The organism is Paraburkholderia jirisanensis, from assembly GCF_054782355.1.
Map to the genome: position 1 here is coordinate 79,714 of NZ_BAAGSQ010000009.1, position 23,803 is coordinate 103,516.

Here is a 23,803-nt window from a genome sequence, read left to right on the forward strand (position 1 = left end):
GGTTAAGCAATTTAGGTTTTCTTAGCCGAAAGATTAACGCAAACTGGCCACCTTCCGTAGATTGCCTCGTGCATCTCGCTTCAATCCGTTAGGAAATAACCATGAACTGGCTGTCTTTCTGGCACGGCGCCGCGCTGTGCGCATCGCTGATCGTCACCATCGGCGCACAAAACGCTTTCGTGCTGCGCCAGGGTATCTCGCGCTCGCATGTCGGCAAGATCGTGCTGTTGTGCGCGCTGTCCGATTGCCTGCTGATTGCCGCGGGCGTCGGTGGCGCGGCGGCGCTGGTGGTCCACTATCCGCTGTTCGTCCACGTGGTGCTGTATGTCGGGCTCGCGTATCTGGTGTGGTTCGGCATCGGCGCATTGCGGCGCGCGCTGCGGCCGGGGCATGCGGTGCTCAACACCGCGGCCGGGGGCGCGCCCGCGCAGCGCGCGCTGCCGATCGTGTTGATGACGCTCAGCTTCACATGGCTCAACCCGCATGTGTATCTGGATACGTTTCTGCTGATCGGCACCGCCGGCGCACGCGAGCCGGAAGGCGCGCGCGCAATCTTCGCGGTGGGCGCGATGGCGGTCAGTGTGGTGTGGTTCGTTGCGATCGGCTATGGCGCGCGTCTGCTCGCGCCGCTGTTCAGGCGCGCCGGCGCATGGCGGATTCTGGATGGCGCGATCGGCGGGATGGTGTTGCTGATGGCGTTTGCGCAGCTGCGCTAGAGTCGGTGTGCACCGCTATTGCGTGCAGCAGCGGCATGCGGTCGTGGCCAGCGAACCGTGGCGTTACGGCGTTGCCTGCGTTGCGCGCGGAGTGCCCCGCGTGCTGGCCATCGTCACTGCAGGCTTCTTCACGTCACCGCGCCGCCGTACGTACCCCACCCGCCGCCGCCAGCTTATCGCGGCACGCCTCGTCCGGACCGATGCCCACCGTCTGCAGCAAGCCATCGGTCACATAAGGCATCACGCCCGCCGCGCAGATCTTCGCGGCGATCTCGCGCCGGCAGTCGTCGTCGCCCGGCGCGCAATAGTCGATCGACAGCACCGGCAGCCTGTAACGTTCGCGGATCGTGCGCGCCTGTCCCAGCAACCACGTGCGGTCGTCGTCCGGCACCGCGTCGTAGCGCTGGTTGGTCTGATCCCAGTTGCCATACAGCGATTCGAACGCCACCGCTGCGACGTCGTCATGCACTTGCGGCAGGATCTCGAAGCCACGGTTGAAAATCAGCTGGGCTTCCGGAAAGCGCGCCTTCAGCGCACGGATCGTCGCGATCAGCCCGGCCTGCTGGCGCGCCTTCGCATCGTCCGTTTTGGCGATCAGTTGCCACGAGTCGAGCGTATCGAGGAAAAAGCCCCGATAGCCGCGTGCCCACAGCGGCGCGACGATATGGTCGACAAAGAATTGCGGCCAGCCCGGCGCGCTCTGGTCGATCACTGCCGCAGCCCATGTATCGTTGCGGCCGATCAGCCATTTCTTCGGCATCGCCGCGATATAGTCGCGGTCTTTCGACACTTCGCCGACCGCCACATACGCGTACCAGTTCGTACAGCCGCCATCGGTCGGCGCGCGTAGCGACACCGCGCGTGGATTGAAACCGCTGTCCGCCTCCACCACCACCGTATCGAATTGCGTCAACTGCTCGACCGGTACCTGTTCGCCGTAGTACAGCGCGATACTGCCGAGGCCGCGCTCCGGCGTGCGCTTGCACGCCGCCAGCACCGGTTTCGCGAATACCGCCGACACCAGCAGCAGCCCCACCGCGGCACACGCGGCCAGCACCCACGAGGCGCCAAGCCGCGTCAACAGATTGGTCAGCCCGATCATGCTCAGTTGCGCAGCATGTACGTTTCGTATTCGAGCTTGCTGAACTTGCGATCGAGCACCAGCACGGCGCCCACCACCAGAATCAGCAGCGTCAGCGCGAAGCCGTAGCCGTACGTGTCGGGCGACAGGCGCAGCGTGATGCCGGTCAACACGCCGTTCAGCACGACGAAGGCCGTGCACAGCTTGAGCACCGAGCGCCGCGCGTCGAGATAGAAGAACACGTTCAACAGACCCAGCAGCAACACCTGCAGGCTCGCCGCGATCACGTCGAGCACCAGCAGCGGCATATACAGCGACGAGATGTTCAGCGCATCGAGCACCAGCCGGCCGAATGCGAGGATCAGCAGCAGTACCACCGCCTGGATCTTGACGATCTCATACAGCCCCGCGCGGATGCTCGACACCATCATGTCGCGCATATCGTTGATGTGGCGCAGCGTCGCGCCACTGCGCACCGCGTCGTAGAACGCGTCGTAGTATTCGACGAAGTCCGCTTCGATGCGCACGAGGAAGGTCGCCATACCCGGCATCACGCACACGTACGCGATAAACACCGGAATGTCGTAGATCACCGACGCATGCAGCGGCCCCACCACCGGCGTACCGGTGCTCGGCGCATACCAGAACATGAACTTGTCGAGCCACACGCCGATATTGAACAGCAGGCCGACCAGCGCGAGCGTTGGATACGCGAAACGCCGTTGCAGCACCTCGAACGAGATAAAGCGTTCGCTGCGGTAGTTACGGTAGATCAGCCCGGAGAGCCCTGCCAGCAGCACCACGTGGCCGGCCACGAAGCCGCCCAGCAGGCCTGCAAGGCCGTGCTGGTTCAGCGCCAGCGCGAAGCCGACGGTGCAGCCGTAGCCGATCGCGAACACGATCAGGATCTGCCGGTACTGCTTGACGCTCGACAGGAAGATCACCGCGATCCAGATGTTGCTCATCACGACGAAGCCCGCCACCATCAGCAGCCGGTACAGCAGCGGCTCGGCGCCGAAGCCCAGCCACACCGCGAGCGTGCCGAGCACGCCGGAGGCGGCAGTCGAAATCAGCACCACGCCGTTGTAGTTCGACAGCACGAGGTCGTCGCGCTTTTCGAACAGACGGTCCGAGATAAAGCGCGTAAACGACAGCTGCAGCGGCCCGGTCAGAATCAGGCTGCACGCGATCAGATACGTGACCGACACCTGGAACTGCACGATCGCGTACTTCGGAATGGTGAACGCGAGGCTCATCACACCGATGATCAGAATGCCGAAGATCGACAGGATCAGCGGGCCGGAGCTGATCAGCCCCGCGTACGCGTAAGCGCGCGCAGTGCCGGTCAGCGTCTGGCTCTTGAGGATCTTGCGTAGCTCGAAACCAATGCCGGCCATCAGCGGATCTCCTGCGATTGCGCGTGCTGCGGTGCGCCCGTTGCTGCGGCCGCGGTTGCAGTGGCCGTAGCCGCATGCCCGCCATGCATCGGGCAGCCGAGCGCGGCAGCCGCGTCCGCACCGCCGCTACCCTTGCGGTCCGGCGCGGCGGCCAGCCGCTCGTACAGCACGCGATATTGATCGATCATCTGCGCCTTCGTATAGAAGCGGCTCACCCGCGCGAGGCCCGCCTGCTGCGCGGCACGCCAGCGCGGCTCGTCGCCGAGCAGTTCGAGCACTGCCTGCGCGAACGCAGCCGGATTGGCGATCGGCACCAGCAGGCCGGCCGAGCCGAGCGCGCGGTCTTCGTCGCCGTGACCTTCGATCAGCTGGCGGCACGAACCGACGTCGGTGGTGATCGACGGCACGCCGGCCGCAAAGCCTTCGAGCACCACCAGCGGCAGCGCCTCGCTGATCGACGTCAGCGCGAGCACGTCCACTTGCGGCAGGATCTCGTCGATGCGCTGGAAGCCGAGGAACTTCACATGATTCGCGAGCCCGAGGCTTTGCGCGAGCGCGCGGCATTCCTGCGCGTACGCCGGATCTTCCTCTTCCGGCCCGACGATCCAGCCCTGGATGTCCGGCAGCGTGCGCGACGCGATAAACAGCGCGCGAATAAACGTCTTGATGTCCTTGATCGGCACCACCCGGCCGATCAGCGCGACCACCTTGCCCGGCTGCGGCGCGCGCTTGGCGATCAGTTGCGACAGGTCGTCGACGTCGACGCCGTTCGGAATATTGCGCGTGCGTGCCGCATCCGCGCCGTCGGTGATCTGACGCTGACGGTTGGTCTCGTACAGCGCGACGATCTCATCGGCCGCGTCGTAGGCGAGCTTGCCGAGCGCTTCGAAAAAGCGCACCCACAGTTCGCGGAAGTAGCTGATCTTCGAAATGTCGCGCTCGAACGCGCCGCGGTTATCGCGAATCCACTGGCTTTGCAGCAGGTCGATCTTGCGTTCTTTCGTGTAGATGCCGTGTTCGGACACCAGCAGCGGCCGGCCGGTACGGTAGTGCATCAGCGCGCCGAGAAAGCCCGCATAGCCGGTCGACACCGTGTGATACACGCGCGCCGGCGGCAGATTCGCGGCGATGCGCGCGAGCTGCCACAGCGGCTTGTGCATGATGCGCACCGTCCAGAAGTAATCGGTGAACGACGGATCGGTGCAATGCCGGTGATACTGGTCGACGATGAAATCCCACGCGGCGCGGCTCGATACGAACTGCGCTTCGTTCAGCGGGCCGTCGTCGCCGATCAGCTGCACCATCTCGGCCATCAGCTTCGCTGGATCGGCGCCGTGCGGATTGCGCCACGCGTCGTGCAGCGCGGCCGATTTCGCAAATGCGTCCGGGTCGCCCGGAATTTCGCGCGCGGCCTGTTTATCGGCCGACATCTGTTCGTACAGGTAGTGCGTTTCCAGATGCACGACATTGTCGGGCAGCGCATACGCGGCGCCCTGGTAATCCTCTTCGCGGCTGCCGATAAAGACAATCGAAAAGCGCGTGTCCGGATACGAGCGGACCATCTGGTTGACCCAGCTCGACACGCCGCCGCGCACGTACGGGAACGTGCCTTCCAGCAGCAGGCAGACATCGGCATCAGCGGCGCGGCGTTGCAGTGACGTTTTCATGTTGACCAGTAGCGCACGACAGGATTGAGCATCGGCAGCGAAGCCGCGTTGGTCAGCGACGCAAGCAGCTCGGAGACACGCGGGTAGTTGCCTTGCAGGAACGCGACTTCAGCCATCCATGGCACCAGCCGCTCGCGCGGGAAACCGAGTTCCTGGGCGCGCGCCATATGGTGCTGTGCTTCGTCGGCGGCGCCGTTGGCGAGCGCGAGGCGGCCGCGGATCATCCACAGTGCGGCGTCGCTCGCGTCGGTCTCGAGCGCAGCGCGTGCATAGCGGTCGGCCTGTTCGAGCGTGTGCTTGTACACCGCGCCCTGCACGAGGTTCTGATAAACCAGCTCGAAATACAGCTCCGCGAGCTGCCGGTTGATCGCGTGGCGCTCGCTGTTGGTTTGCGCGTAGTCGAGCGTCTGCGCGGTCTGGAAAATCTTCTGCATCACTTCGTTTTCGGCCTGGTCGAGCGTGCCGTACGCGATCAGGCGCACGTCTTCGACCGGATCGGCCAGCAGTTCGCGCAGCAGCGTGCCGGTAGTACGGGTCGGCATGCTCTGGATCGCGACCAGCGCGGACAGCCGGTCCGACGCGTTCACCTGGGTGTTGATCAGGCGTGCCTGCAGACGCGCGCCGCCGCCGTGCGACACGCGCGACATCAGATACGTGACGAACTGCGGCGTCGGCACTTCCTGCATGTCTTCGTCGCGGCGGCGCGCCGGGAACCATGCGGCCCACAGGCAGCTGACCAGCAGGATCATGCCGCCGAAGAACGGCACGAAGCTGCACACCAGCCACACGAACAGCAGCGTGAAGCCGAGCGGCCTGCGATAGCGCAACGGCAGCAGCACCCAGAACAGCAGCGCCTGCAGCGCGCCGAACACGACGTCGAGCACCAGCGCGGGCTCGAGCGCGCCGACGGCCGTCGAAGTCGGCGCGAGTTGCCACAGTGCCCAGGCCTGGGCGAGCGCCAGCACGACCACGGCGATCAACGCGAGCAGCATCACCAGGCCGCGCAGCACCGGCCGCGCGACGGACGTAGCGACAGGTGCGGCAGACGTAGCGGCAGACGCGGTGGCAGAAGTCGGCTTAGCCATCGAGACCGCTGCGCGTAAGCAGCCCTCGCAGCGCCGGACCCGGCGCATTTGCGCCCAGGTGCAGCGTATGCACGCCGATGCGCGCGCCTTCGAGATCGAGGTTGAACTGCACCCGCAGGCTCGATTCGATCCGTGCCAGATAACCGTCGATACCGGTTTCGTCGGTGGCCGGCATCAGGTTGATCAGCACCGATTGTCCAGCGGCTTTCACCGGCCACAACAGGTCCAGCGAACGGCGCCGGCGCATCACGTGTTCGAAGAACGAATCGCCGGCATCGTCGTGCGGGAACACCAGCGCGACCAGCGACGACGCGATTCCAGCGGAACGCTGCAGGCGTGTCAGGCGGCTCAGGTCGAGCGCGAACTCGTACGGGCAGCCCGGCACGTCGTGCAGGATGTCCTGCACCTGCTGCGAGTGTTCGACACCGTCCGCGTAGTAGCCCAGCAGCACCAGCAGCAGTTGCAGGTTGTCGAAGTTCAGCGACAGGAACGGCATGCGCTTGATCGCCAGCATCGCGAGGATGTCGCCGTCGGCCGAGATCAGCGGCGCGCACACCAGCAGGCTGGTGCTCGCCACCGGCCGATCTTCGCTGCGCAGATGCGCGACGCTGCGGGTCTCGAGTGCACGCTGCACCAGCTCGTCGCGCGGATCGAACTCGAACGGGTCGCCCAGGCGCGCCAGCGCGTCGGTACCGACCTTGCTGTCGCCATGCACCGGATACAGCGCGGCCACTTCGATCTGGCAGGCTTGCGCGACGAACTGCAGCAATTCCTGGGTACCCGGCATATCGTGCCCGACGCGCGCCTGCGGCGCCTCGAGCCCGTGCGCCACCGACAGGCGGCGCAATTCGGTAATCGAATCGCGTAGCGTGGTCGGCTTCGACAGCAGATCCTTCTCGAGCCGCTCGTGCGACAGCCGCATCAGATAGTGGCTGTTGGTGATCGCGACGAGCCGGTCGTTCAGGTAGTCGTTCAGCGCGTTGGCACGCTGCGCGCGGCTACCCCAGATGTCGCCGAAGTGACCCGCGAGGATCGTCTGCAGCACACCGCCGGTGAAGAACAGCGTCGGCCATGCGGCTGCGCTGCTGCCGTGCGCGACCAGCAGCCAGTAATCGCCGGCCACGATCGCGCAGCCGAGCAGACCGAGCAGCGTGCCGTAGCGCAGCGCGACCACGAAGGTCGCGAACCACAGCCACGGATAGCCGGTCGACAGCAGCAGCGGATCGTTGCGGTTGAACGCCCAGCACAGCGCGCACACCGCGGCCACGAACACGATCGTTTCGACGATCGAAAACGGCCGCGTGACGGCAGGCGCCACGAAGCGGCGTACGGCACCGAGATTGCCGAACGGGTGCGCATGCCGCGGCTTCGCGGCCCCTGCGCCGGGTTGAGCAATGGCAGTATTCACAGCCGGCTCCTCAATACCTGTCGAAAACCCGCGGGTTGCGGGCGGACTGCGTTACCCATGCGTGCGCAGCGGGGCCAGCAGCTTGCCGATCAGCGACGATGCAACCGTCGCGAGGCTCGAACGGCTCCAGCCGCTACGCGAGCCCGTGGCGCTCCACACCACCTGGCCCGACGCCACGTCGACCAGTTCGAAGGTCACGCCCGCGACCGGCTCGCCATCCACGCCGGCCTTGTAGCGCCACTCTTCGACGGCGCCGGTCAGCACGTACTTCACGTGCTGGTCGCGCGCCCACGCGAGCTTCTTCTCGCCGACTTCACGCTGTGCGGTGTCGAACATCGCATTCGACGATGCATCGGCCGGCGCAACCCGCACGTCGGTCACGCCGCTCGCGCGCAGCACGTTGGCTGCGATCGCGGTGGCGCTGCTGCCTGCCGCCGGCGTTTCGGTGAAGTTCGCGAGCGGCACCACGGCCACCGCATCGTTCGCCGCCAGCGCAGGACCACCGCTCTGGCTGATCGAACCGCACGCGCCGAGCAACAGCGCTGCCGCCGCTGCCGCGGCTACCCATTGAAGCGGACGTGTCCGTCCTTTCATGCTGCTGATCAAGCTGTTCATCGAACCACTCCTCCGTAACGTCGTCATTTGCTGCATCACACGATGCGTCCCTGTGGCGGCAGACTGCCCGCCGCCCTGCAATCAGTAGTACCAGTTGTACCGCGCGCCCATCAACGTAACCGGCGTGCCAAGGCGCGACACGCGTTGATGCTGGATGAACAGCGACAGGTGATCGCCGCCGAACACGCTGCCCGCCACGCCGACGCTCAAGTCCGGGCCCCAGCCCTGATTCGAGTCGTGCAGGATGCCGACGTCGAGGAACGGACGCCAGCGGTGCGTGTACTGCTCGAGCAGATCGTTGCCAAAACCAAAGTAGAAGCCGTACTGCGTGTACGAGTCGGGCAGGAAATCGCTCGCCAGCGCCGGCTGGTTGGCCACCGGAACGAGGCGCGAGATCAACGGGTCGGCGCCGCCGCTCGCGCCGTAGCCGCCGTGCGTGCCGATCGCGCGCACCGTGTAGTCCGGGTACTCGGTATGAATCCGGTAAATGATTTCGCCGGTCGACAGCACGCCGCTGCCGATGTAGTTGCGCGCCTGGCTGTAGAAGCGGTCCGCTTCGACACTGCCTTGCAGCGACAGATGCTCGTCGATCCGATACGTGAAGTCGCCGATCAGGTTGTCCTTCATCCCGCCAACCTGCAGCGACTGCGTTTCGTCGGCAAGCTGGTTGTGGCCCGCGCGTATGCCGAGTTGCAGCGCCGAGTTGCGGCCGGTTTCGGCGGCCACCGAGAAGGTGTAGAAGCTGTCGAGCGCATCGCGCCGGCCGGCGTTCACCTGGAACGCGGTGTCGCGCGTCTGGCGGCGGCCGTAGACGCTGAACGAGCGGTCCACCGACGGCACGTTGGTCAGCTGCGTGATGTCGGTCGAATGCTGGAAGTTCTGCGTGCCGGTGATGCCGACCATGTAGCGCTCGGCAATCTTGCGGCTTGCCGAAATGGTCTGCTCGATGTAGTCGAGCGGATGCTCGGTGTGGCTCGTCACCGTCGCGTCGATCGATTGCGGCCAGTCGAGCGCGGTTTCCGTGACCCGCGTGTGCAGCTCAGTATCTTCCGGCGCGCCTTCGAGGCCGGCGAACGCGAGTTCCTGCGCGCGGCGCGGGCGGTCGACGGCGATCGTTGCATCGATGCGGTCGTAGATCGGCAGGCGCGAACGTTCCTGCGCGAGCAAGCGCTCCATCTCGGGGACGTCGTTGTTGGCGAGCGCGATGGTCAGCATCGCGTCGTTCGGGCGCGCCAGTTTGGCCGCGTATTGCTGCGCGAGCCAGCGCTTGGCGAGCGGGTTGCTTTCATGCGACATCGCCCACGCAATCGCCACGTCCTTCGCGACGGCATCGTGCAGGCGGTTGTTTACCGGCAGCTGCGCACCCTTTGCAGGTGCCTCGCCCGGCAGACCCTTCGCGCCGCCAAGCAGCGTGCGGCGCACGAACGAGATGTCAGCCGGCGCAGCGTTGGTCGACAGCAGGTCGTTGAGGAGCGCAGCCGAGTCATCGGGGTTCGCAAAATCGGTCGACAGCGTGACGCGCCGGCCGCGCAGGTCCGCCAGCGTTTCGGCATCGGCGGCATTGCGGCCGCGCACTGAGGCACGCGCGGCGCCGTGCAGCTTGGCGAGCTGCGCTTCGTTTTGTTGCATCTGCAGCCACACCTTGTGGCGGATCGTCCATGCGAGGTCCGGGCGGCCTGCCATTTCCTGCGCGTCGGCGTAGGTCAGCAACCACAGCGGGTCGCGCGACATCGACGCCGATTGCCGGCGCAGGTATTCGAGCGCGGCCACCGGCCGGTTCAGGCGCATTTCTGCGGCTGCATACGGCTCCCACATCGCGGCGCTCTGGTCGACGGTGCCGCGCCAGCGGTTCAGCGCTTCACGCAGTTCGGCGTCGCTGCCGTAGTCGACCAGCGTCCACAGGTACGCGGCACGCAGGTCCGAGCTGGCGTTCGGCAGGTCGACCGCGCGCTTCAGGTCTTGCAGCGCTAGCAGCGGCCGGTCGGTCAGCCGGTAGTACTCGGAACGCACGCCGAGCAGCGCCGGCGACGCTTCGGCGGCCTTCAGCTCGTCCGGCTTCAGGCTGGCCAAGAGCGCGGTGATGCGGTCGAAGGCCTGCGCGTCGGTGTAATAGAAGATCGCGTCCTGCAGCGCACGCACCGTGTGATCGCGGCGATAGCGCAGTTCGGCCACGCGGCCCGCGTCGATCGGATACGGATCGTAGAAGTACGTCATCTCGCCGAGATCTTCCGGCGTCGCGGTGCCGCCGGCCACGAGGTTCATGTACGCCTCGTTCGCGTCGTCGTCGCGTTGCAGCAGGCGCGCGAGTTCCGCGTAGTTGCGCCAGAACTCTTCGTCGGTGTCCTTCGCGCCGGCGCGGGCCTGCTTCAGCGCGGCCAGCGAGCCGCGATAGTCGCCGGCGCGATACAGCACGCTGGCGGTGTGCAGTGCGGCGTTCGGATCGTGCGGATGGCGCGCCTGCACCGCACGGTAAGCGGCGAGCGCCTGATCGTCGTGACCTGCGCGTTCCGCGAGGCCGCCGATGCGCTGGTCGAGCGCGTCCGCGTTGGTGCCGCGCGGCAGCGAGCGCAGGAAGGCCAGGCCCTCTTCCGGGCGGCCGAGGCGTTCGTAGGTCGCGATCACGTTGTCGATCAGCTTCAGATCGTTCGGCGTCGCGCGCGCCTGATGCACCAGCGCGGTCAGGTACGCTTCGTCGTCGTTGAGCATCGGCGCGAGGCGCAGCACGTTCTGCCAGCCCACCGGGTCTTCTGATAGCTGCGCGTAGTCGAGCCACGATTTCAGCGCGAGCGGCGCGTTGCGGTTCCATTCGGCCACTTGCGCGAGACGCTTGACCCACAGCACCGAGCGCGGGTCGCGCTGCACTTGCTGTGCGGCGATTTTCTGCGCGCTGGCGAGGTCGCCCGATTCGACGAAGGCCGTGAAGACGGTGTCGGCGACGTTCGGGGTGCCGCTGTTAGCGGTGACGGCTGCGATTGCGTCGGCGGACAGTGCGGCGGCGGCCTTGGCCGACGGTGCCACGGTTGCCGCGGTCGTTGCGGTTGCCGCAGCCGATGCGGGAACCGGTACCACTGCAGGCTTCTGAGCTTGCGCCTGCGGTGCCTTGTCCGCAGTGGTTGCGGCTGCAAGCTTCATGACGGGAGCCGCGGCAGCGGGAGCTGCCGGTGCAACCTTCGTTGCGGAAGCAGCCGCCTCGGCCGCCGAGGTCGATACGCGCATCAGATGCACACCGCCGCGGTAGTCATCCCGACCGCGTTCGCCGCGCGCCCACTTCACCGCATAGCCACGGCCATACGTCACTGGGCCATCCATGTACGCATAGTCGTCATGCGCCGCACCGTCGAGCGTCGCATCGCGCACCACCCTGCTCTCGCCGTTCTGCTCGCGCGGCTCCAGCAGCGCAAAGCGCGCCAGCATCTTCGCGTAGCGGTCGATCGCCGCCGGCCGGTCCGCCGCACGCGCGACCGCCAGCATCACGATCAGGGCCGACGGATCGTCAGCCAGTTTGCCCAGATGCTGGTCGGCTGCCTTCAGCGCATCGTCCAGCAGATTGCCCGACTGCAGCGTACGGATGCCCGCGATAAAGCAGCGGCGCTGCTCTTCCAGCGTCTGCGCGGCAGCCTGGCGGCGGAACCATGCGTCGGCGGCCGCACGATAGTCGCCTACCTGCAGCGCGTAGCGCGTGATCTGCGTGTCCCATTGGCCACGCCCTTGCGGATCGTTGTCGGACAGGCGCGTGTACAGCTGCATCGCCAGCTGCGGCAGCCCTGCCGCAGCCGAACGCTGCGCGAGCCATTCGAGGTCGTGCGGCGCCCACTGATAGTTCGCGGTGGCGTTCAGCTTGGTGCGCAGATCTTCTAGTGCAATCGCGCGCTGCGGGTCGTCTTCCTGCAGCGCGAAGGTGCGCTGCTCAGCCACCGAAAGACGCAGCATCGACGCGGCGCGCCGCATGTCGTCGGTATGCAGCGCATCCATGCGCGCGGCCACGCTTTCCGCGCCCTCTTCACGGCCTAGAAACACGTATTGCGCGCCGAGCAGCGACAGGAATTCCGCGTTGTCAGGCTGTACCCGCGACCAGGCTTCGAGATAGGCGACGCTCAGGTCGCTCGGTGCACCGACCGATGCCACCCGCTGGCGCAGACCGCCACGCGGCGATACCGCGTACATGGTCGCGAGCACGAGCGCGGCAAGCGCGAAGACAAGCCACGTAGAAACGATACGCGGACGTTTAGCGACCACAGGTGACCTCGACTGGCTGGTAGTCCACTTGCAGGGCGGCGGCAGGCGCCGTATCGAAACGCAGCATCGCGCCGTCGCGACGCGTCGCCACCGGGCGGCCCGCGATGCTCACGCTGCAGCTCTGCGCATTGGCGAGTTCGACGAACGGCTGGTAGTAGCCGCCGAAGTCGAACTTCATGCCGCTCGCGGTGCGCTTGAAGCCATGTACGAAACCGTTCGCCTGCGCGATATACGGCAGCTTGTTGCCCGCTGCCGCACCGGCGCTCTGCGGCGCGTCGAAACTCACGCGCGCCGCACCGTCGGTGATGTGGATGTAGGTGCCGTCGGTGCCGGCCGTGTAACCGGTCACCCCGTGCGACACCTGCAGGTTCGGCGCGTTGTTGCCCGGCCAGCGCAACTCGCGCACCTCGCCGTTGCCGCGCACGATCCAGTTGTCGGACGACGTACCCTGCTGCGCACCCTGCGCGTCCGCCGGGCGCACTGCGCGCGCCACCGCGAAGCTGCGCCAGTCGCGCACCTTGCTCGTGTAATCGGTGATCTGCACCGGCAGCACCGGCTGCTTCAGCACGGTGGCGAAAATCTGGTCGAGGGCGCGCAGCGACGCGACCTTGGTGCCGGTGTACATGTGGTAGTAGATGTCGATCGGCTTGAAGCGCAGCGGCTTGTCGGTCAGATCGAAGGTCTCCAGCACACGCGTGAAGCCGTAGAACGGGCCGAGCCAGTCGTTCGTGTAGACGTTTTCATCCTGGTTCGGCGCATAGATCTGATACGCGCCCGGCCCCTTGTCGACACCGATCGGCGCGATGTTGGTCCAGCTGTTCGCGCTCTTCGTGATAACCGTGTCGCCGCCGTTGATGTTGTCGACGCCGGCCGCGTACACCTTGCGCACCACGATCGCGGGCGGCTCGCAGTTGCCCGGCCACTGCAGGATCACGGTCTTCTTGCCCGGCGGCGCGAGACGCGAGTTGATGTAATCGATCGAGCCGGTCACTTCGCGGTCGATGTTGAACTTGTAGTTCGGAATGTTCAGCGAGAACGCGGTGTCGCCGCCGCCGCGGTCGATACGCTCGCCGGTCTTCGCATCGACGTTTTCCCATTCGAACGGATGCGAGTACGTGTGCGTGCCGATCTCGACATACGGCAGCGCAAACATCTTGCGCGCGATCTCTTCGAGACGCGGCGAGATGTTCGGGTACAAGCCCTTCGGACCGACCTCGCCTTCGATCACCGACAAGGTCATCGGCACCTTGTAGCGCGTGAAAATCTGCTCGTACAGCGCCTCGCCCGAATAATCGGCGCCCGGGAATTCGGCGCGCGACGCGAAGCCGTCGCCGTCGACGTGCGTCATGAACAGGCGCCGGCCGTTTTCGGTGGTCACGCTCGGCGACGGCATCGGCGTCAGCCGCAGCGCATCGCCGAGGAACTTGATCGGCTGGATCGCCCAGCGCTCCTGACCAATGCCGTTCAGCGACACGACCGTGTACGGCGCCATCGCGTAGCCGCCCCACGGCGTGGTCGCCACCAGGTCGACGCTCTGCTCGCCGGACTTGACGCGCAGCAGCGAGTGGCTTTTAGAACCGACGCGCACGCCGGTCAGATCGCGCGGCCCAAGCTTCGGCTCGACTTCGAAACCGATGATCGGATCGCGCGACACCGGGGTGATCGCTTCGGTGAACGGGCCGGACACCGGCTGCAGGTCGAGCGCCGGGCCTTCGTCTTCGGCGGCGTCGAAACCGAACTGGCCGAGAAACGCGACCGGCACGTGCGCGGCGATGCGCGCGTCGACCCAGCGGCGCCATGCGCCACTGTCGCGCAGTTCGTCGCCGTCGAGCCATGCGACCACGCCCGCGTAACGGTCCGGCGTGATGTCGGGCAGCGTGGCGTTGGCGTCTGCGAATTCGACGTCGTAGCCGAGATAGTTGAGCGGCGTCGCGACGTCACGCACGCCGGGGGTTTCGTCGAGTGGCAGATCGGGCGCACGGTCCTGCACGATCAGGATGCGGCGCGGCAGCACTTCGATCGCGCCGATGCCGACCACGCTGCGCGCGGCGTTCGTCACGTATGGCGTGACGCCGGTCGCAACCACCTGAGCCGCACGGGCACGGGCGCACGCACGGTCGTCAGCAGCACAGAATTCGATCGATACGACCGGCACGCCGGTGCGTTGCATGAATGCCTGCGCGGCGGCGACCCGCGCGCTGCGCTCGGCCGGCGCGACGTCTTCTTCACGCGTGCCGTCCTGCACCTGGCCGCGGACCAGCGACGGGCCGACCACCGCGTACAGCAGCTGGGCGTGCGCTTGCGCGGCGGCGAGCGCGTCATTGCCGCCAACGACGAGGCGCGCGTCCGGGTGTGCTGCATGGATCGCGTCGAGCGCGGCGATACCGGCCGGCGTGTCGACCATGAAGCCGCGATAGCCGCGCTGCCACAGCGGTTCGACCTGCTGCGCGACGAAGTCGGCCGGCGCCAGGTTTGCATCGGACGCACGGATGCGTGCGATCCAGGTGGTATGGGCAAGCGGATTGGCGGACGGGTCAAAGCCACGCGCGGGGTCCAGCACGACCGCGTCGAATGCCTGCAGCAAGTCGACCGGCGGCGTCGAGCCATCGAAGAAAGCGAGATTGACCGAAGGGGTGCGCGCCGGATTGGCGTTGTGCGTCGCAACGGATGCAGCGGGCGTTTGTGCGTTCTGTGCGTACGACGAGGTCCACGGTGCGGCACATGCTGCCAGCATGGCGAGTATCAGCGGCCACCTGGCGGCAGCCGTACGGCGTACCGGTTGCGCGGGCAAATAACGCCGCGCAATCGCGCCCAACGGTTCCCCAAACCGCGTGTGAATCCCCGTGTACATGATTTCTGTCCGCTCGTTCGTTATTGCTTTTACCGGCCGCCAATTACATGCTTATCGGCGGATTTTGCGTTTCATTGAATCTGATTTCCGCGGCACCGGTTTATTTCTGCGCGTTACCTCCGCGCACGTAAAACTCACACCGGCGACGAACGGACTTCACGAAGCGCTATCCCTTGAATCGGCGCGCATTTTATCGCGTTCTTGCGAAAAGGAAAGGTCTTTTTGGAAAATCAATCGGTAAAAAATCCAACAATGCAATTTCTGCAATCGTTATTCGTCTTACCAGCAAGGACGCGCAAACGTTTAACTTGAAACGGCATAAAACTTAATCCACAAGATCGTTGCGGCTTTTTGACAACGACAATTGGGATTTGCTGTCGTGCGATTTAGGAAAAATCGTCGTGCGAAGTCAGGCACGTCGATTGCTCAATCGGAACACGGCGGCGCCTGATGGGGTCGATTTGCCCGATCCCGCTCGCGAGACCGCCCCACATTTCAAAGACCCACGGTGGGAGGTTCCATGCTTCGATACGCAGCCATCTTCTTCGTCATCGCGATCATCGCCGCCGTGTTCGGCTTCGGCGGCATCGCGGCAGGCGCCGCGGAAATCGCGAAGATCCTGTTCTTCATCTTTATCGTGATCTTCCTCGTTACGCTGTTGATGGGCGTCATCAGACGCTAGCGATATGGCGCGCCGCAGCATCGCGGGCGGCCGCCATCATTGCGCGGTTTGCAAGCTTGACGGATTGCCGCAGCCTCGCCGCCGCAGGGTGCGGCTGCAGCATTCGAAGTGCACCGGGTGGCGGTGCGCACGGAAGCCGCGCGATGAACTTCCGCAATTCGGTGAGAGACGAGCCCTGGCCTCGCGTGGTGCGCGCAAGCGCACCGCTCTCGCCTAACTGCGCGCGCGGGCTTCGAGTGCCTGCAGGGCTTCGTTCAGACGCGCGACGCGGCTGCGTTGCGCGGGCGCGGACACCGACTCGGAAGCGGCCGACGATACATCGTCGACGCGCTTGCGCCAGTAGGAAAGCGGCATACGATCGTCCGCCGAAATGTGCGTGAGCACCTGCTCGAGGTGCTGGAGATCGGTTTCCAGCTGCTGATGATTCATGGCCTATCCCCGTGACGTTCGCGCACTGCCAGACCAACGGCCCGCGCGGGCGTCCGAAAGCTTTCTTATATCGGTGAAAGGAAATGGGCAGACAAATGCTGCACCGCCCTCGGACCGACAATATGCCATTTGTGGAAAACATTGCGCAAGAGGCTCGCACTGTATGCGAGAAATCCTCAGAACTTATCGCCTGACGCAAAGACATCAGACGTGTGATGTGTGCGGCGTTGCCCGCTCTGCTTTCACCATGCTTTCCATCTGCGGGAGTTCGTGGCCGATGAAACCGAGAATCAGACGCAGCATTTCGTCTTCGAAGGCCCGCGTGCCCAGGTATTCGGGCCGCTCGAGCGCGGTGGCGAGCAGCACACCCGAGATCGCGCGAAACAGCACGAAGCGTGCTTCGGGCGCTGCGATCCGCGCGGTAAAGCCCGGGTTGTCGCTGTGCAGCGTCGTCGAGATCAACTCGAAGTAGCACTGCATGCCCGCACCGATCCGCGACCCGGGCGCGGCATCGCTCCACTCGGCGCGCAAGATGCCATACAGCCGCGGACGGTCGCCGATGAAAGCAGCCATCGCGCGGATCATCCTTCGTGTATTGATGCCGGCACCGAATGGCGCCGGATCGGCGAGCGCCTGTTGCATCATCTGCGTGAGGCGGTCGAGTTCGCGCCCGGCCAGCGCTTCGATCAGGCCTTCCTTGTTGGGGAAATACTGATACAGCGCGCCAATGCTGAATCCGGCCGTATCGGCGACACGCTGCGTAGTCAGCCCCGCTTTACCGTGGCTTTCGAGTGTGCGCGCGGCCGCTTCGAGAATGCTGTCGAGTGCAAACGACGCGCGCGCCTGTTTGGGCCGGCGGCGCCCGGAGGTCGAATTGGGCAAAACGGCTCCGCGTGCGAGAACACGGCTATCTTAGTTGAGATGGGAACTTGTTTCAGCGATGCCATGCGTAAAATGGCATGCCTGACATAATTCCCATGTTGGACATTAACGTCAAACTCGATTGCCGCAGATGACCCGCTTCAGGCTTGCGGGTCCACACAGACCTGAGTGATAATCAAATCCTGATTCTCCGGGGGGTTTCGTGGTTCTATCGCCTAAATTCGCCAGCCCGAAGCTGGCTGCGAAAATTCTTGGCGCCCGTTCCGAACAACGCGTGGTCGATATATTGAATACGGCTCAAGTCGTGTTTGGTGAACAGGGCTTCGATCGCGGCACTACCGCTGAAATTGCACGGCGTCTGAATATCTCCGAAGCCACCATCTTTACGTACTTCGGCAGCAAGCGCGAACTCTGTCAGGAATTGCTGCACACCTGGTATTCGATGATCACCGCGCAAATGGAACAGGATTTTCCGCGCAGCGGCGGTTTGCGCAGCAAGATCGAATACGTGGTTACCCATCATCTGGATTACCTGCTGCAAGACACCAAGGGTTTTTGCGCGCTGATCCTGAGTGAAGGCCGCGCGTTGCACGGCGAGTTCGCCGACGAACTCGCCGACCTGAAGCGCCGTTATCTCGCGAGCTTCATGGCTGCACTGCGCGACGCGCAAGCAGCCGGCGAACTGGATTCGCAGATTCGCCTGTCGGTGGTGCGTGACATGCTGTTCGGCATGATGGAGCACATCCTGTGGCGCAGCATCGAACGCAACCGCACGCCCGACATCGAAACCGTGGCGGCTGAAGTCACGCGGCTCGTCATGAAGGCGGTCGCGCCGGAAGACGACGAACTACGTCGTCTGCAGCAATTTCACGATGAGGTGAGCGCTTCCCTGAAGCGGGTTGACGAGTAGCAGTGCGCATTATGGACGTCGCCGACGTCAATGCCGCGCGGTCAGCCGGTGAATCGATACGGAGTTCGATGCATGCGGCACGTACGCCGCAAGCCACCTCCGCCGCTTCACCGCTCCTGCGTCACCGCATGCGCCGCACCGGCATCAGATGCAAGGACTCGGTCCGCGCTCCAGATACGTATTCAACGCGATATAGCTGCGCGTGCCGGCGAACCCTTCGATCGAATGAATGCGCTCGAGCAGTTGCTGGAGGCTTTGCGTATCGCGCGTGCGCACCTTCAGCAGCATTGCGCTGTCGCCGGTGACCGTGTGAATCTCTTCGATATCGGGTAGCTCTTCGAGCTGCACCAGCTGCTGCCCCACCATCCAGCTGGACGTGTCGACGTGCACGAACGCAAGCAGCGGCCGCCCTAGCTTGGCCGGATCCATCGTCACGACGGTCGCCTTGACCACGCCGTCCTGGCGAAGCCGCTTGGCACGTTCATGCACCGCCGGAGCGGACAAGTGAAGGCGTTTGCCGAGCTCGGCGTAGGTGAGGCGTGCGTCTTCCGATAACAGCGCCAATAGTTTGCGGTCAGTAGCGTCCAGTGTCGTCGCCGCGCACGATTTTTTGCGATCCTTATCGGTCCCAGAATTCATCTAGCCTCACCCGAACAATCAGAGGCTGGTTGAGCTGCAGTCAAGTTAAAAATGCAAACGTCTACATCTTTTTAATCAACTCCGCTCAACAAGCCGAATTTACCCGCTGTGCGGGGTTGAGTATAGCTCAGGTTATAAAAGTGTGAACACAACATGTCGACACTTTGAGTAACACTTTGGTGTAGTTGCAAGATTGCGCACAACGCGCTTTTCATCCCCCCTGTGGGTGCCCTTCAACTTGCGCGGGATCGGTGTGAAGCCGCGCTGCCGCGGCTGCGCGCTCGTGCAGCGCGGCGCACTACCTTGCCGGTGACGGTCATTCACTGTTCGCGGCAGTGCGTCGACGAAGTAGAGGAGCCCGGGTACCGGTGCACCGCGAGCGCGAATCCTGGCATGTTCCTGAAGTTCACGCAGCCAGGCGGCGCCCGGCACGCAGGCGTCGTTCAGCACCACGAAAGCGCTTACCGTCCCGGTACGTTGCAAGTCCGGCATGCCGACTATCGCGGCGTTGCACACCTTCGCATCGCACAGCAAGTGGTATTTCGATCGGCGCGGGACCGATGCGGTATGACGCGCGGGTGATCACGTCATCGTCGCGGCCGGCCGCGCGGATAAAACCCTTCGCTGTCCGCAACGCCAAGGTCGCCGGTGATCAGCCAGTTACCGTGAAACCTGTCGCGCGTGCCGGCTCGTTGCCCCAGTTGCCGATACCGATAACATCACGAGGTCCCGTGCGGGTACCGCGATATTGCGCAGCGTGCCTGGCGGGCACTCGGCGCCGTGCTTCGTCAACGATTGCGACGCGCTGGCCCGGCACCGCATTGCCGGTCGCGCCGTGCTGCAGCTCGAGCGGTTACGCCCGTTCGCTGCCGCTGCTTCGCTCAATGGTCAATCGCGTTTTCTTCGCGCTTTTTTTCGACGCTGGCCGGCTTCATCGCACGCATGCCGGCAAGAATCCCCAGAGCGATCAGCGTACTGAGGATCGCCGTCGCTTCACGCCCCAGCCCGCAGGCGACACCGACGCCGGCCGCCAGCCACAAGCTGGCCGCTGTCGTCAGCCCGCGCACCTCGCGCGACTCGCTCAGCTTGATGATCGCGCCGGCGCCGAGGAAGCCGATGCCGGACACGAGCCCCTGCAGCACGCGGCTCATATTTTCCTGTGAGAAACCCGCCTGCATCGGCACCAGGACGAACAGCGCGGAGCCGGTTGCCACCAGCATGTGCGTGCGCAGCCCGGCATCGCGGCCCGCCATCTCGCGCTCGAAACCCAGCGCGCCGCCTAGCAGCAGCGCGAGGCCAAGACGCATCACGACCTGGGTAATGCTCGAGGCGTCGCTGAGATCGGAGAACTCGCGTTGCGCGGTGATCCAGACTTCGTGCAGCCAGCCGTTCATGATGGGGGTCTCGGGAAGCGTGCGCCGGCATGAAGCAGACGGCAGCGGCGCGAGTAACCGGGGTGCGAACAGCTGCCAGTATGATGATGTCGCTCGACGGAAGGCAACTGGGAGATCGCCGTGCGATTTTGTACCTATTGCCGACCGCCCGTCGCGCCGCCACAATGCGGCATCCCCGGGAGGAATATGAAGAAATGCGTGCTGCTCGCAGGATTGGGCGTGCTGGCGGCCTGTACGGCAGTGTCGAACGTCGAAGTGCGTCCCAACGGCTCGCTGATGATCACGAGCCGTGCGCGCAATAGCTTCGCGTCGTGGAACAGCGTCCGGAACGCCGGGCTCAAACATGCGACTGCCTACTGCAGCAAGCAGAACAAGCGCATGCATGCAGTCGAGGTGCACACCAACGGTGTGCGCGGCGTCAGCAACGAATCGATCGAGATTACGTTCGAGTGCCTTTAAGGCAGGCGTCGCGCGCCCGGGCTGTTGCAGGCTGCGCAACCGCGCTCCCGGGCCGGTCACGCCGTACGCCCACCACAGCATTCACCCGCTATGCAAAGTCTGAAGGGCCCGGCTCGGGCACCCCCTTCGGCGGATCGGTTTCGCCGATCGGTGTAGCGTCGTCGGCCGCGCTGCGCTTGCTGCCATGCGGGTCATCCCCGTCCGGTGTTTCGCCCTTCTCCGGTAGCGGCTGATCAAGCCCCGGTTCGACGGGCGTCGGAATCGCATCGCCGATCGGCTTTGAGATGGATATGTCGGTTGGCGACGGTTCGGCAGCGTCGGGCGCTGCGTCAGCTTCGTTCGTACCCGGCTTGTGGCTCGTCATGGTCAGCTCCCGCGTCGGTTGACAGAATGCTGACAAGGGCGCAACCGCCATACCCGGAAGCCGCAGTTGTACCGCTTAAGTACGACCGTGGTGCAGCGGCGCCCACGCCGAACATCCGGCCGGCCCTTCCCCACTCAAGCCATCTGCCGGCTCAACTGCTCACTGACGTGGCGCGCGCCGCTTGCGCCACTCCTTGCGGTTTGCGCGCCAGCGACGCGCACCACCGGTTCGCCGCAACCGACCCCGCCACCGCCAGCACGATCGGCACCAGCACCGGATGCGCGACATGCGTGAATTCGGCAACCAGCACGATCGCGGTAAGCGGCATATTCATCGACGAGGCGAGAAACGCTGCCGCACCGATCAGCGCAAACGCGCCGGACGGAATGCTGGCACCGAGCAGGCTCGCCGCACTGCCGAGCACGACGCCAAGCAGCGCGCCGACGGCAAGGCCCGGGGTCAGCAGCCCGCCGTGCGCACCGACCCGCAGGCTGCTGGTCGTGATCAGGACCCGCAGCACCAGCAGCACGGCCGCCAGCCCCAGCGTCAGCTCATTGCTAAAGCCGAGTTGCGCGATGCTCTTGCCGTTGCCGAGCAGTTGCGGGAAGCACACCGCCAGCATGCCGATCGCGGCAAAGTTCAGCACGCTTAGCACCGGCATCAGCCAGCCACCGCGCGGCGCAGCGGCGCTCGCCTTGCTGGTGAGCCACTTGAAACCATACGCCGCGACGCCGAGCAGCGGCCCGGCGACCACCGCGAACATCAACAGGCCCCGGCTCACAGCGAAAGCAGGCAGCGCATATTGCAGTTCGTTGCCCAGACCGACGCGCGCAATCACGGCCGCCAGTGCCGAAGCCGCCAGCGCGGCAGCCGCCGTCGGCGCGCTGAACGAACCGAGCATCACTTCGAGCACGAACACCGCGCCGCCGAGCGGCACGTTATACACCGCTGCCAGACCCGCGCCCGCGCCGCACGCGATCATCAGCCGGGTTTCGCGCGGGCTCAGGTGGGCGACGTCGGACAGCCAGCCGGCCACCAGTGCACCGGCTTCACGGGGCGCAACCTCGCGGCCGAGCGGCGAGCCCATCGCGACGGTGACGATCTGCAGCAACACGTGCACGACCGTGCTGCGCACCGGCATGCGCGCCGTCGACAAAGCCACCGCCTTCTTGACGCCGACCAGCGGCTCGCCGAAGTGCCGCAGCGCCCACCAGCCGAAACCGGCGAGCGCGCCGCACAGCGCCATCACGGCCACGCGCCGCTGCGGCGACGCTGCGCTCACGCCCTGCAGGAAGGTTTGCGCGTCGACCAGCGCATCGAGGCTGTAGCCGTAGGCGACGTGCTGGATCGCGTGCAGCAGCAGCGCGAGCAGCATGCCGGCCAGCCCCGCGCCGACGCCGGTCGCAACCGTGACGGCCGCCACGCGGACGATCGAGCTGCGCACCAGCATGCGCAGCGGCGTAACGCGGAGGGCTGGAGGCGACGACATGGCTGCAATTCCGAAGAGGACTGAATTTGCGCACTATAGGGTTTTTACCTACATGAAGCAAATTACTTTATTAGATCGATTGATGCACAACCTGCATGGCAGCGCTACCTCATGGATCCACCGTCGGTCCAACACATTCCATTACAAAAACGGCCGCACATAACATATCTGCATTACATGCACGCACTACAGTTGGCCCAACAAATAGCAACCATTCTCATTTGCCAACCGAATCGATGCCGAATTTCCTGATGTCTGCGGCGCGTCGCCCGTCTGCCGCCCGTGTCACCCGAGGCACTGTCGCACTGTTGCTCGCCATCTGCGGCGTACTGCTGCACCACGCGCCGGCGCAGGCTGCGACCAGCGCTACGCTCACCGATCTGGCCGGCCGCACGATCCACGTGCCGCAAGCCGAACCGAAACGGATCCTGCTTGGCGAAAGCCGTCTGCTGTCGGCCGTCGCACTGCTCGAAGGCCAGCATCCGCTGGCGCGCATCGTCGGCTGGCAAGGCGATCTGCCGACCATGGACCCGCAAACCTTCGACGCCTACGCGCAGACCTTCCCCGCGATCCGCCAGATTCCGCTGATCGGCAAGGCCACCGAAGACAGCATCAGCGACGAAAAGGCGTTGAGCCTGAAACCCGACGTGGCGATTTTCAGCATCGCCGGGCATGGCCCGAGCCGCTACAACGCGCTCGTCAAACAGCTCGAAGCAACCGGCACGACGGTCGTGTTCGTCGATTTCCGGCTGCATCCGATGCAGAACACGCTGCCGAGTATCAAGCTGCTCGGTGCGGTGCTGCATCGCGAGGCTGAGGCCGATGCGTACGTGCAGTTCTATCAGCAGCATCTGGCGCGCGTCGAAAACGTGGTGCGGAAGATCCCGCAGGACCAGCGGCCGAAGGTGTTCGTCGACCTGCTGGCCGGCGCATGGGACGCGGGCTGCTGCCATACCGCCGGCAACGGCAATTTCGGCGAATTCGTCACCGCGGCCGGCGGCCGCAACATCGCGCAGGGCCTCGTGCCCGGCGTGCTCGGCGACATCAGCCTCGAACAGGTGATCGCCGCGCAACCCGACGTCTATGTCGCAACCGGCAGCCGCACCAAGCCGGGCCTCGCTTCGCTGCGGGTTGGCGCGATGACCAGCGAGCACGATGCGCAGGCAAGCCTCGCGCAACTCACCGAACGCACTGGCTTCAACACGATCAAGGCGATCCACGATGGCCGCGCGCACGGCATTTCGCATAACTACTACGACTCGCCGTACAACATCCTCGTGATCGAAGCGTTTGCGAAGTGGTTCTATCCGCAGCAGTTCAAGGATCTCGACGTGCATGCGACGCAGGCGGAACTGTACAAGCGCTTCCTCGCGCTGCCGCCGAGCGGCGCGCAATGGGTCGATGCGCCGTTGGGTCAGGCACCGCTTGCACAGACCGCTGCACGTTGAAGTCGGCGGGCGCCGAATCCCGCTGTCTGCCTGAGTTGTTCGTTTATCCGC

The 23,803-nt window shown here is 65.0% G+C and carries 20 protein-coding genes; 5 read left to right on the forward strand and 15 right to left on the reverse strand.

Going from position 1 to position 23,803, the window contains the following annotated elements; genetic code table 11:
• Positions 1–101 precede the first annotated feature (101 nt).
• On the forward strand, positions 102–716 hold the full coding sequence (locus tag ACYVNQ_RS06270; RefSeq protein WP_460901508.1) for a LysE/ArgO family amino acid transporter: 615 nt from the start codon (positions 102–104) through the stop codon (positions 714–716).
• Positions 717–849: 133 nt separating this feature from the next.
• Here ACYVNQ_RS06270 and ACYVNQ_RS06275 read toward each other — a convergent pair whose 3' ends face one another.
• The 8 genes from ACYVNQ_RS06275 to ACYVNQ_RS06310 all read right to left on the reverse strand — a co-directional run bounded on the left by ACYVNQ_RS06275 (position 850) and on the right by ACYVNQ_RS06310 (position 14,939).
• On the reverse strand, positions 850–1,818 hold the full coding sequence (locus ACYVNQ_RS06275; RefSeq protein ID WP_460901510.1) for an endo alpha-1,4 polygalactosaminidase: 969 nt from the start codon (positions 1,816–1,818) through the stop codon (positions 850–852).
• A gap of 2 nt (positions 1,819–1,820) precedes the next feature.
• A complete protein-coding gene (pelG, locus tag ACYVNQ_RS06280) occupies positions 1,821–3,194 on the reverse strand; it encodes an exopolysaccharide Pel transporter PelG (protein WP_460901512.1) in 1,374 nt (457 codons plus the stop codon).
• Positions 3,194–4,861 (reverse strand): GT4 family glycosyltransferase PelF, encoded by a 1,668-nt coding sequence (pelF, locus tag ACYVNQ_RS06285; protein WP_460901514.1) that lies wholly within the window; start codon positions 4,859–4,861, stop codon positions 3,194–3,196. Before pelF ends, pelG begins: the two co-directional genes overlap by 1 nt.
• Positions 4,858–5,871 (reverse strand): tetratricopeptide repeat protein, encoded by a 1,014-nt coding sequence (locus tag ACYVNQ_RS06290; RefSeq protein WP_460901659.1) that lies wholly within the window; start codon positions 5,869–5,871, stop codon positions 4,858–4,860. The genes pelF and ACYVNQ_RS06290 overlap by 4 nt, the downstream gene beginning before the upstream one ends.
• Before the next feature lie 67 nt (positions 5,872–5,938).
• Positions 5,939–7,354, reverse strand: a complete 1,416-nt coding sequence (locus ACYVNQ_RS06295; protein WP_460901516.1) for a PelD GGDEF domain-containing protein — start codon at positions 7,352–7,354, stop codon at positions 5,939–5,941.
• 51 nt (positions 7,355–7,405) lie between these two features.
• Entirely contained in the window at positions 7,406–7,969 is a 564-nt protein-coding gene (locus ACYVNQ_RS06300) for a penicillin-binding protein activator LpoB (RefSeq protein ID WP_460901518.1), read from the reverse strand.
• Positions 7,970–8,050: 81 nt separating this feature from the next.
• Positions 8,051–12,205, reverse strand: a complete 4,155-nt coding sequence (locus ACYVNQ_RS06305; protein WP_460901520.1) for a tetratricopeptide repeat protein — start codon at positions 12,203–12,205, stop codon at positions 8,051–8,053.
• Positions 12,195–14,939, reverse strand: a complete 2,745-nt coding sequence (locus ACYVNQ_RS06310; RefSeq protein ID WP_460901523.1) for a polysaccharide deacetylase family protein — start codon at positions 14,937–14,939, stop codon at positions 12,195–12,197. Before ACYVNQ_RS06310 ends, ACYVNQ_RS06305 begins: the two co-directional genes overlap by 11 nt.
• A gap of 637 nt (positions 14,940–15,576) precedes the next feature.
• Here ACYVNQ_RS06310 and ACYVNQ_RS06315 point away from each other — a divergent pair.
• Entirely contained in the window at positions 15,577–15,738 is a 162-nt protein-coding gene (locus ACYVNQ_RS06315; protein WP_460901525.1) for a DUF1328 family protein, read from the forward strand.
• Between the two features lie 213 nt (positions 15,739–15,951).
• Here the strand turns inward: ACYVNQ_RS06315 and ACYVNQ_RS06320 are convergent, their stop codons facing one another.
• Together ACYVNQ_RS06320 and ACYVNQ_RS06325 are read right to left on the reverse strand one after the other, a co-directional pair.
• Positions 15,952–16,167 carry a hypothetical protein gene (locus ACYVNQ_RS06320; RefSeq protein ID WP_460901527.1) on the reverse strand — a complete coding sequence of 72 codons (216 nt, stop codon included), beginning with the start codon at positions 16,165–16,167 and terminating at the stop codon, positions 15,952–15,954.
• A gap of 204 nt (positions 16,168–16,371) precedes the next feature.
• Positions 16,372–17,049: a TetR/AcrR family transcriptional regulator gene (locus ACYVNQ_RS06325; protein WP_460901529.1), complete on the reverse strand. Its 678-nt coding sequence runs from the start codon at positions 17,047–17,049 to the stop codon at positions 16,372–16,374.
• Positions 17,050–17,251: 202 nt separating this feature from the next.
• On the opposite strand from ACYVNQ_RS06325, the gene ACYVNQ_RS06330 reads away from it, so the two are divergent.
• Positions 17,252–17,959: a TetR/AcrR family transcriptional regulator gene (locus ACYVNQ_RS06330; RefSeq protein ID WP_460901531.1), complete on the forward strand. Its 708-nt coding sequence runs from the start codon at positions 17,252–17,254 to the stop codon at positions 17,957–17,959.
• A 144-nt stretch (positions 17,960–18,103) separates the two neighbouring features.
• Here ACYVNQ_RS06330 and ACYVNQ_RS06335 read toward each other — a convergent pair whose 3' ends face one another.
• From ACYVNQ_RS06335 to ACYVNQ_RS06345, 3 genes are all read right to left on the reverse strand, one after another.
• Complete coding sequence (locus ACYVNQ_RS06335) at positions 18,104–18,598, reverse strand: Lrp/AsnC family transcriptional regulator (RefSeq protein ID WP_460901533.1); 495 nt, start codon at positions 18,596–18,598, stop codon at positions 18,104–18,106.
• A gap of 132 nt (positions 18,599–18,730) precedes the next feature.
• The gene (locus tag ACYVNQ_RS06340) at positions 18,731–19,114 is read right to left on the reverse strand and encodes an AMP-binding enzyme (protein WP_460901661.1); all 384 of its coding nucleotides are present in this window, start codon (positions 19,112–19,114) and stop codon (positions 18,731–18,733) included.
• Positions 19,115–19,479: 365 nt separating this feature from the next.
• Positions 19,480–19,992 carry an MgtC/SapB family protein gene (locus ACYVNQ_RS06345; protein ID WP_460901535.1) on the reverse strand — a complete coding sequence of 171 codons (513 nt, stop codon included), beginning with the start codon at positions 19,990–19,992 and terminating at the stop codon, positions 19,480–19,482.
• Between the two features lie 186 nt (positions 19,993–20,178).
• Here ACYVNQ_RS06345 and ACYVNQ_RS06350 point away from each other — a divergent pair, with 186 nt between their 5' ends.
• Positions 20,179–20,451, forward strand: coding sequence for a hypothetical protein (locus ACYVNQ_RS06350; protein ID WP_460901537.1), 273 nt, complete (start codon positions 20,179–20,181; stop codon positions 20,449–20,451).
• 88 nt (positions 20,452–20,539) lie between these two features.
• Here the strand turns inward: ACYVNQ_RS06350 and ACYVNQ_RS06355 are convergent, their stop codons facing one another.
• The gene (locus tag ACYVNQ_RS06355; RefSeq protein WP_460901539.1) at positions 20,540–20,815 is read right to left on the reverse strand and encodes a hypothetical protein; all 276 of its coding nucleotides are present in this window, start codon (positions 20,813–20,815) and stop codon (positions 20,540–20,542) included.
• Between the two features lie 151 nt (positions 20,816–20,966).
• Complete coding sequence (locus ACYVNQ_RS06360; protein WP_460901541.1) at positions 20,967–22,304, reverse strand: chloride channel protein; 1,338 nt, start codon at positions 22,302–22,304, stop codon at positions 20,967–20,969.
• A 236-nt stretch (positions 22,305–22,540) separates the two neighbouring features.
• On the opposite strand from ACYVNQ_RS06360, the gene ACYVNQ_RS06365 reads away from it, so the two are divergent.
• Entirely contained in the window at positions 22,541–23,752 is a 1,212-nt protein-coding gene (locus tag ACYVNQ_RS06365) for an ABC transporter substrate-binding protein (protein WP_460901543.1), read from the forward strand.
• Positions 23,753–23,803 lie beyond the last annotated feature (51 nt).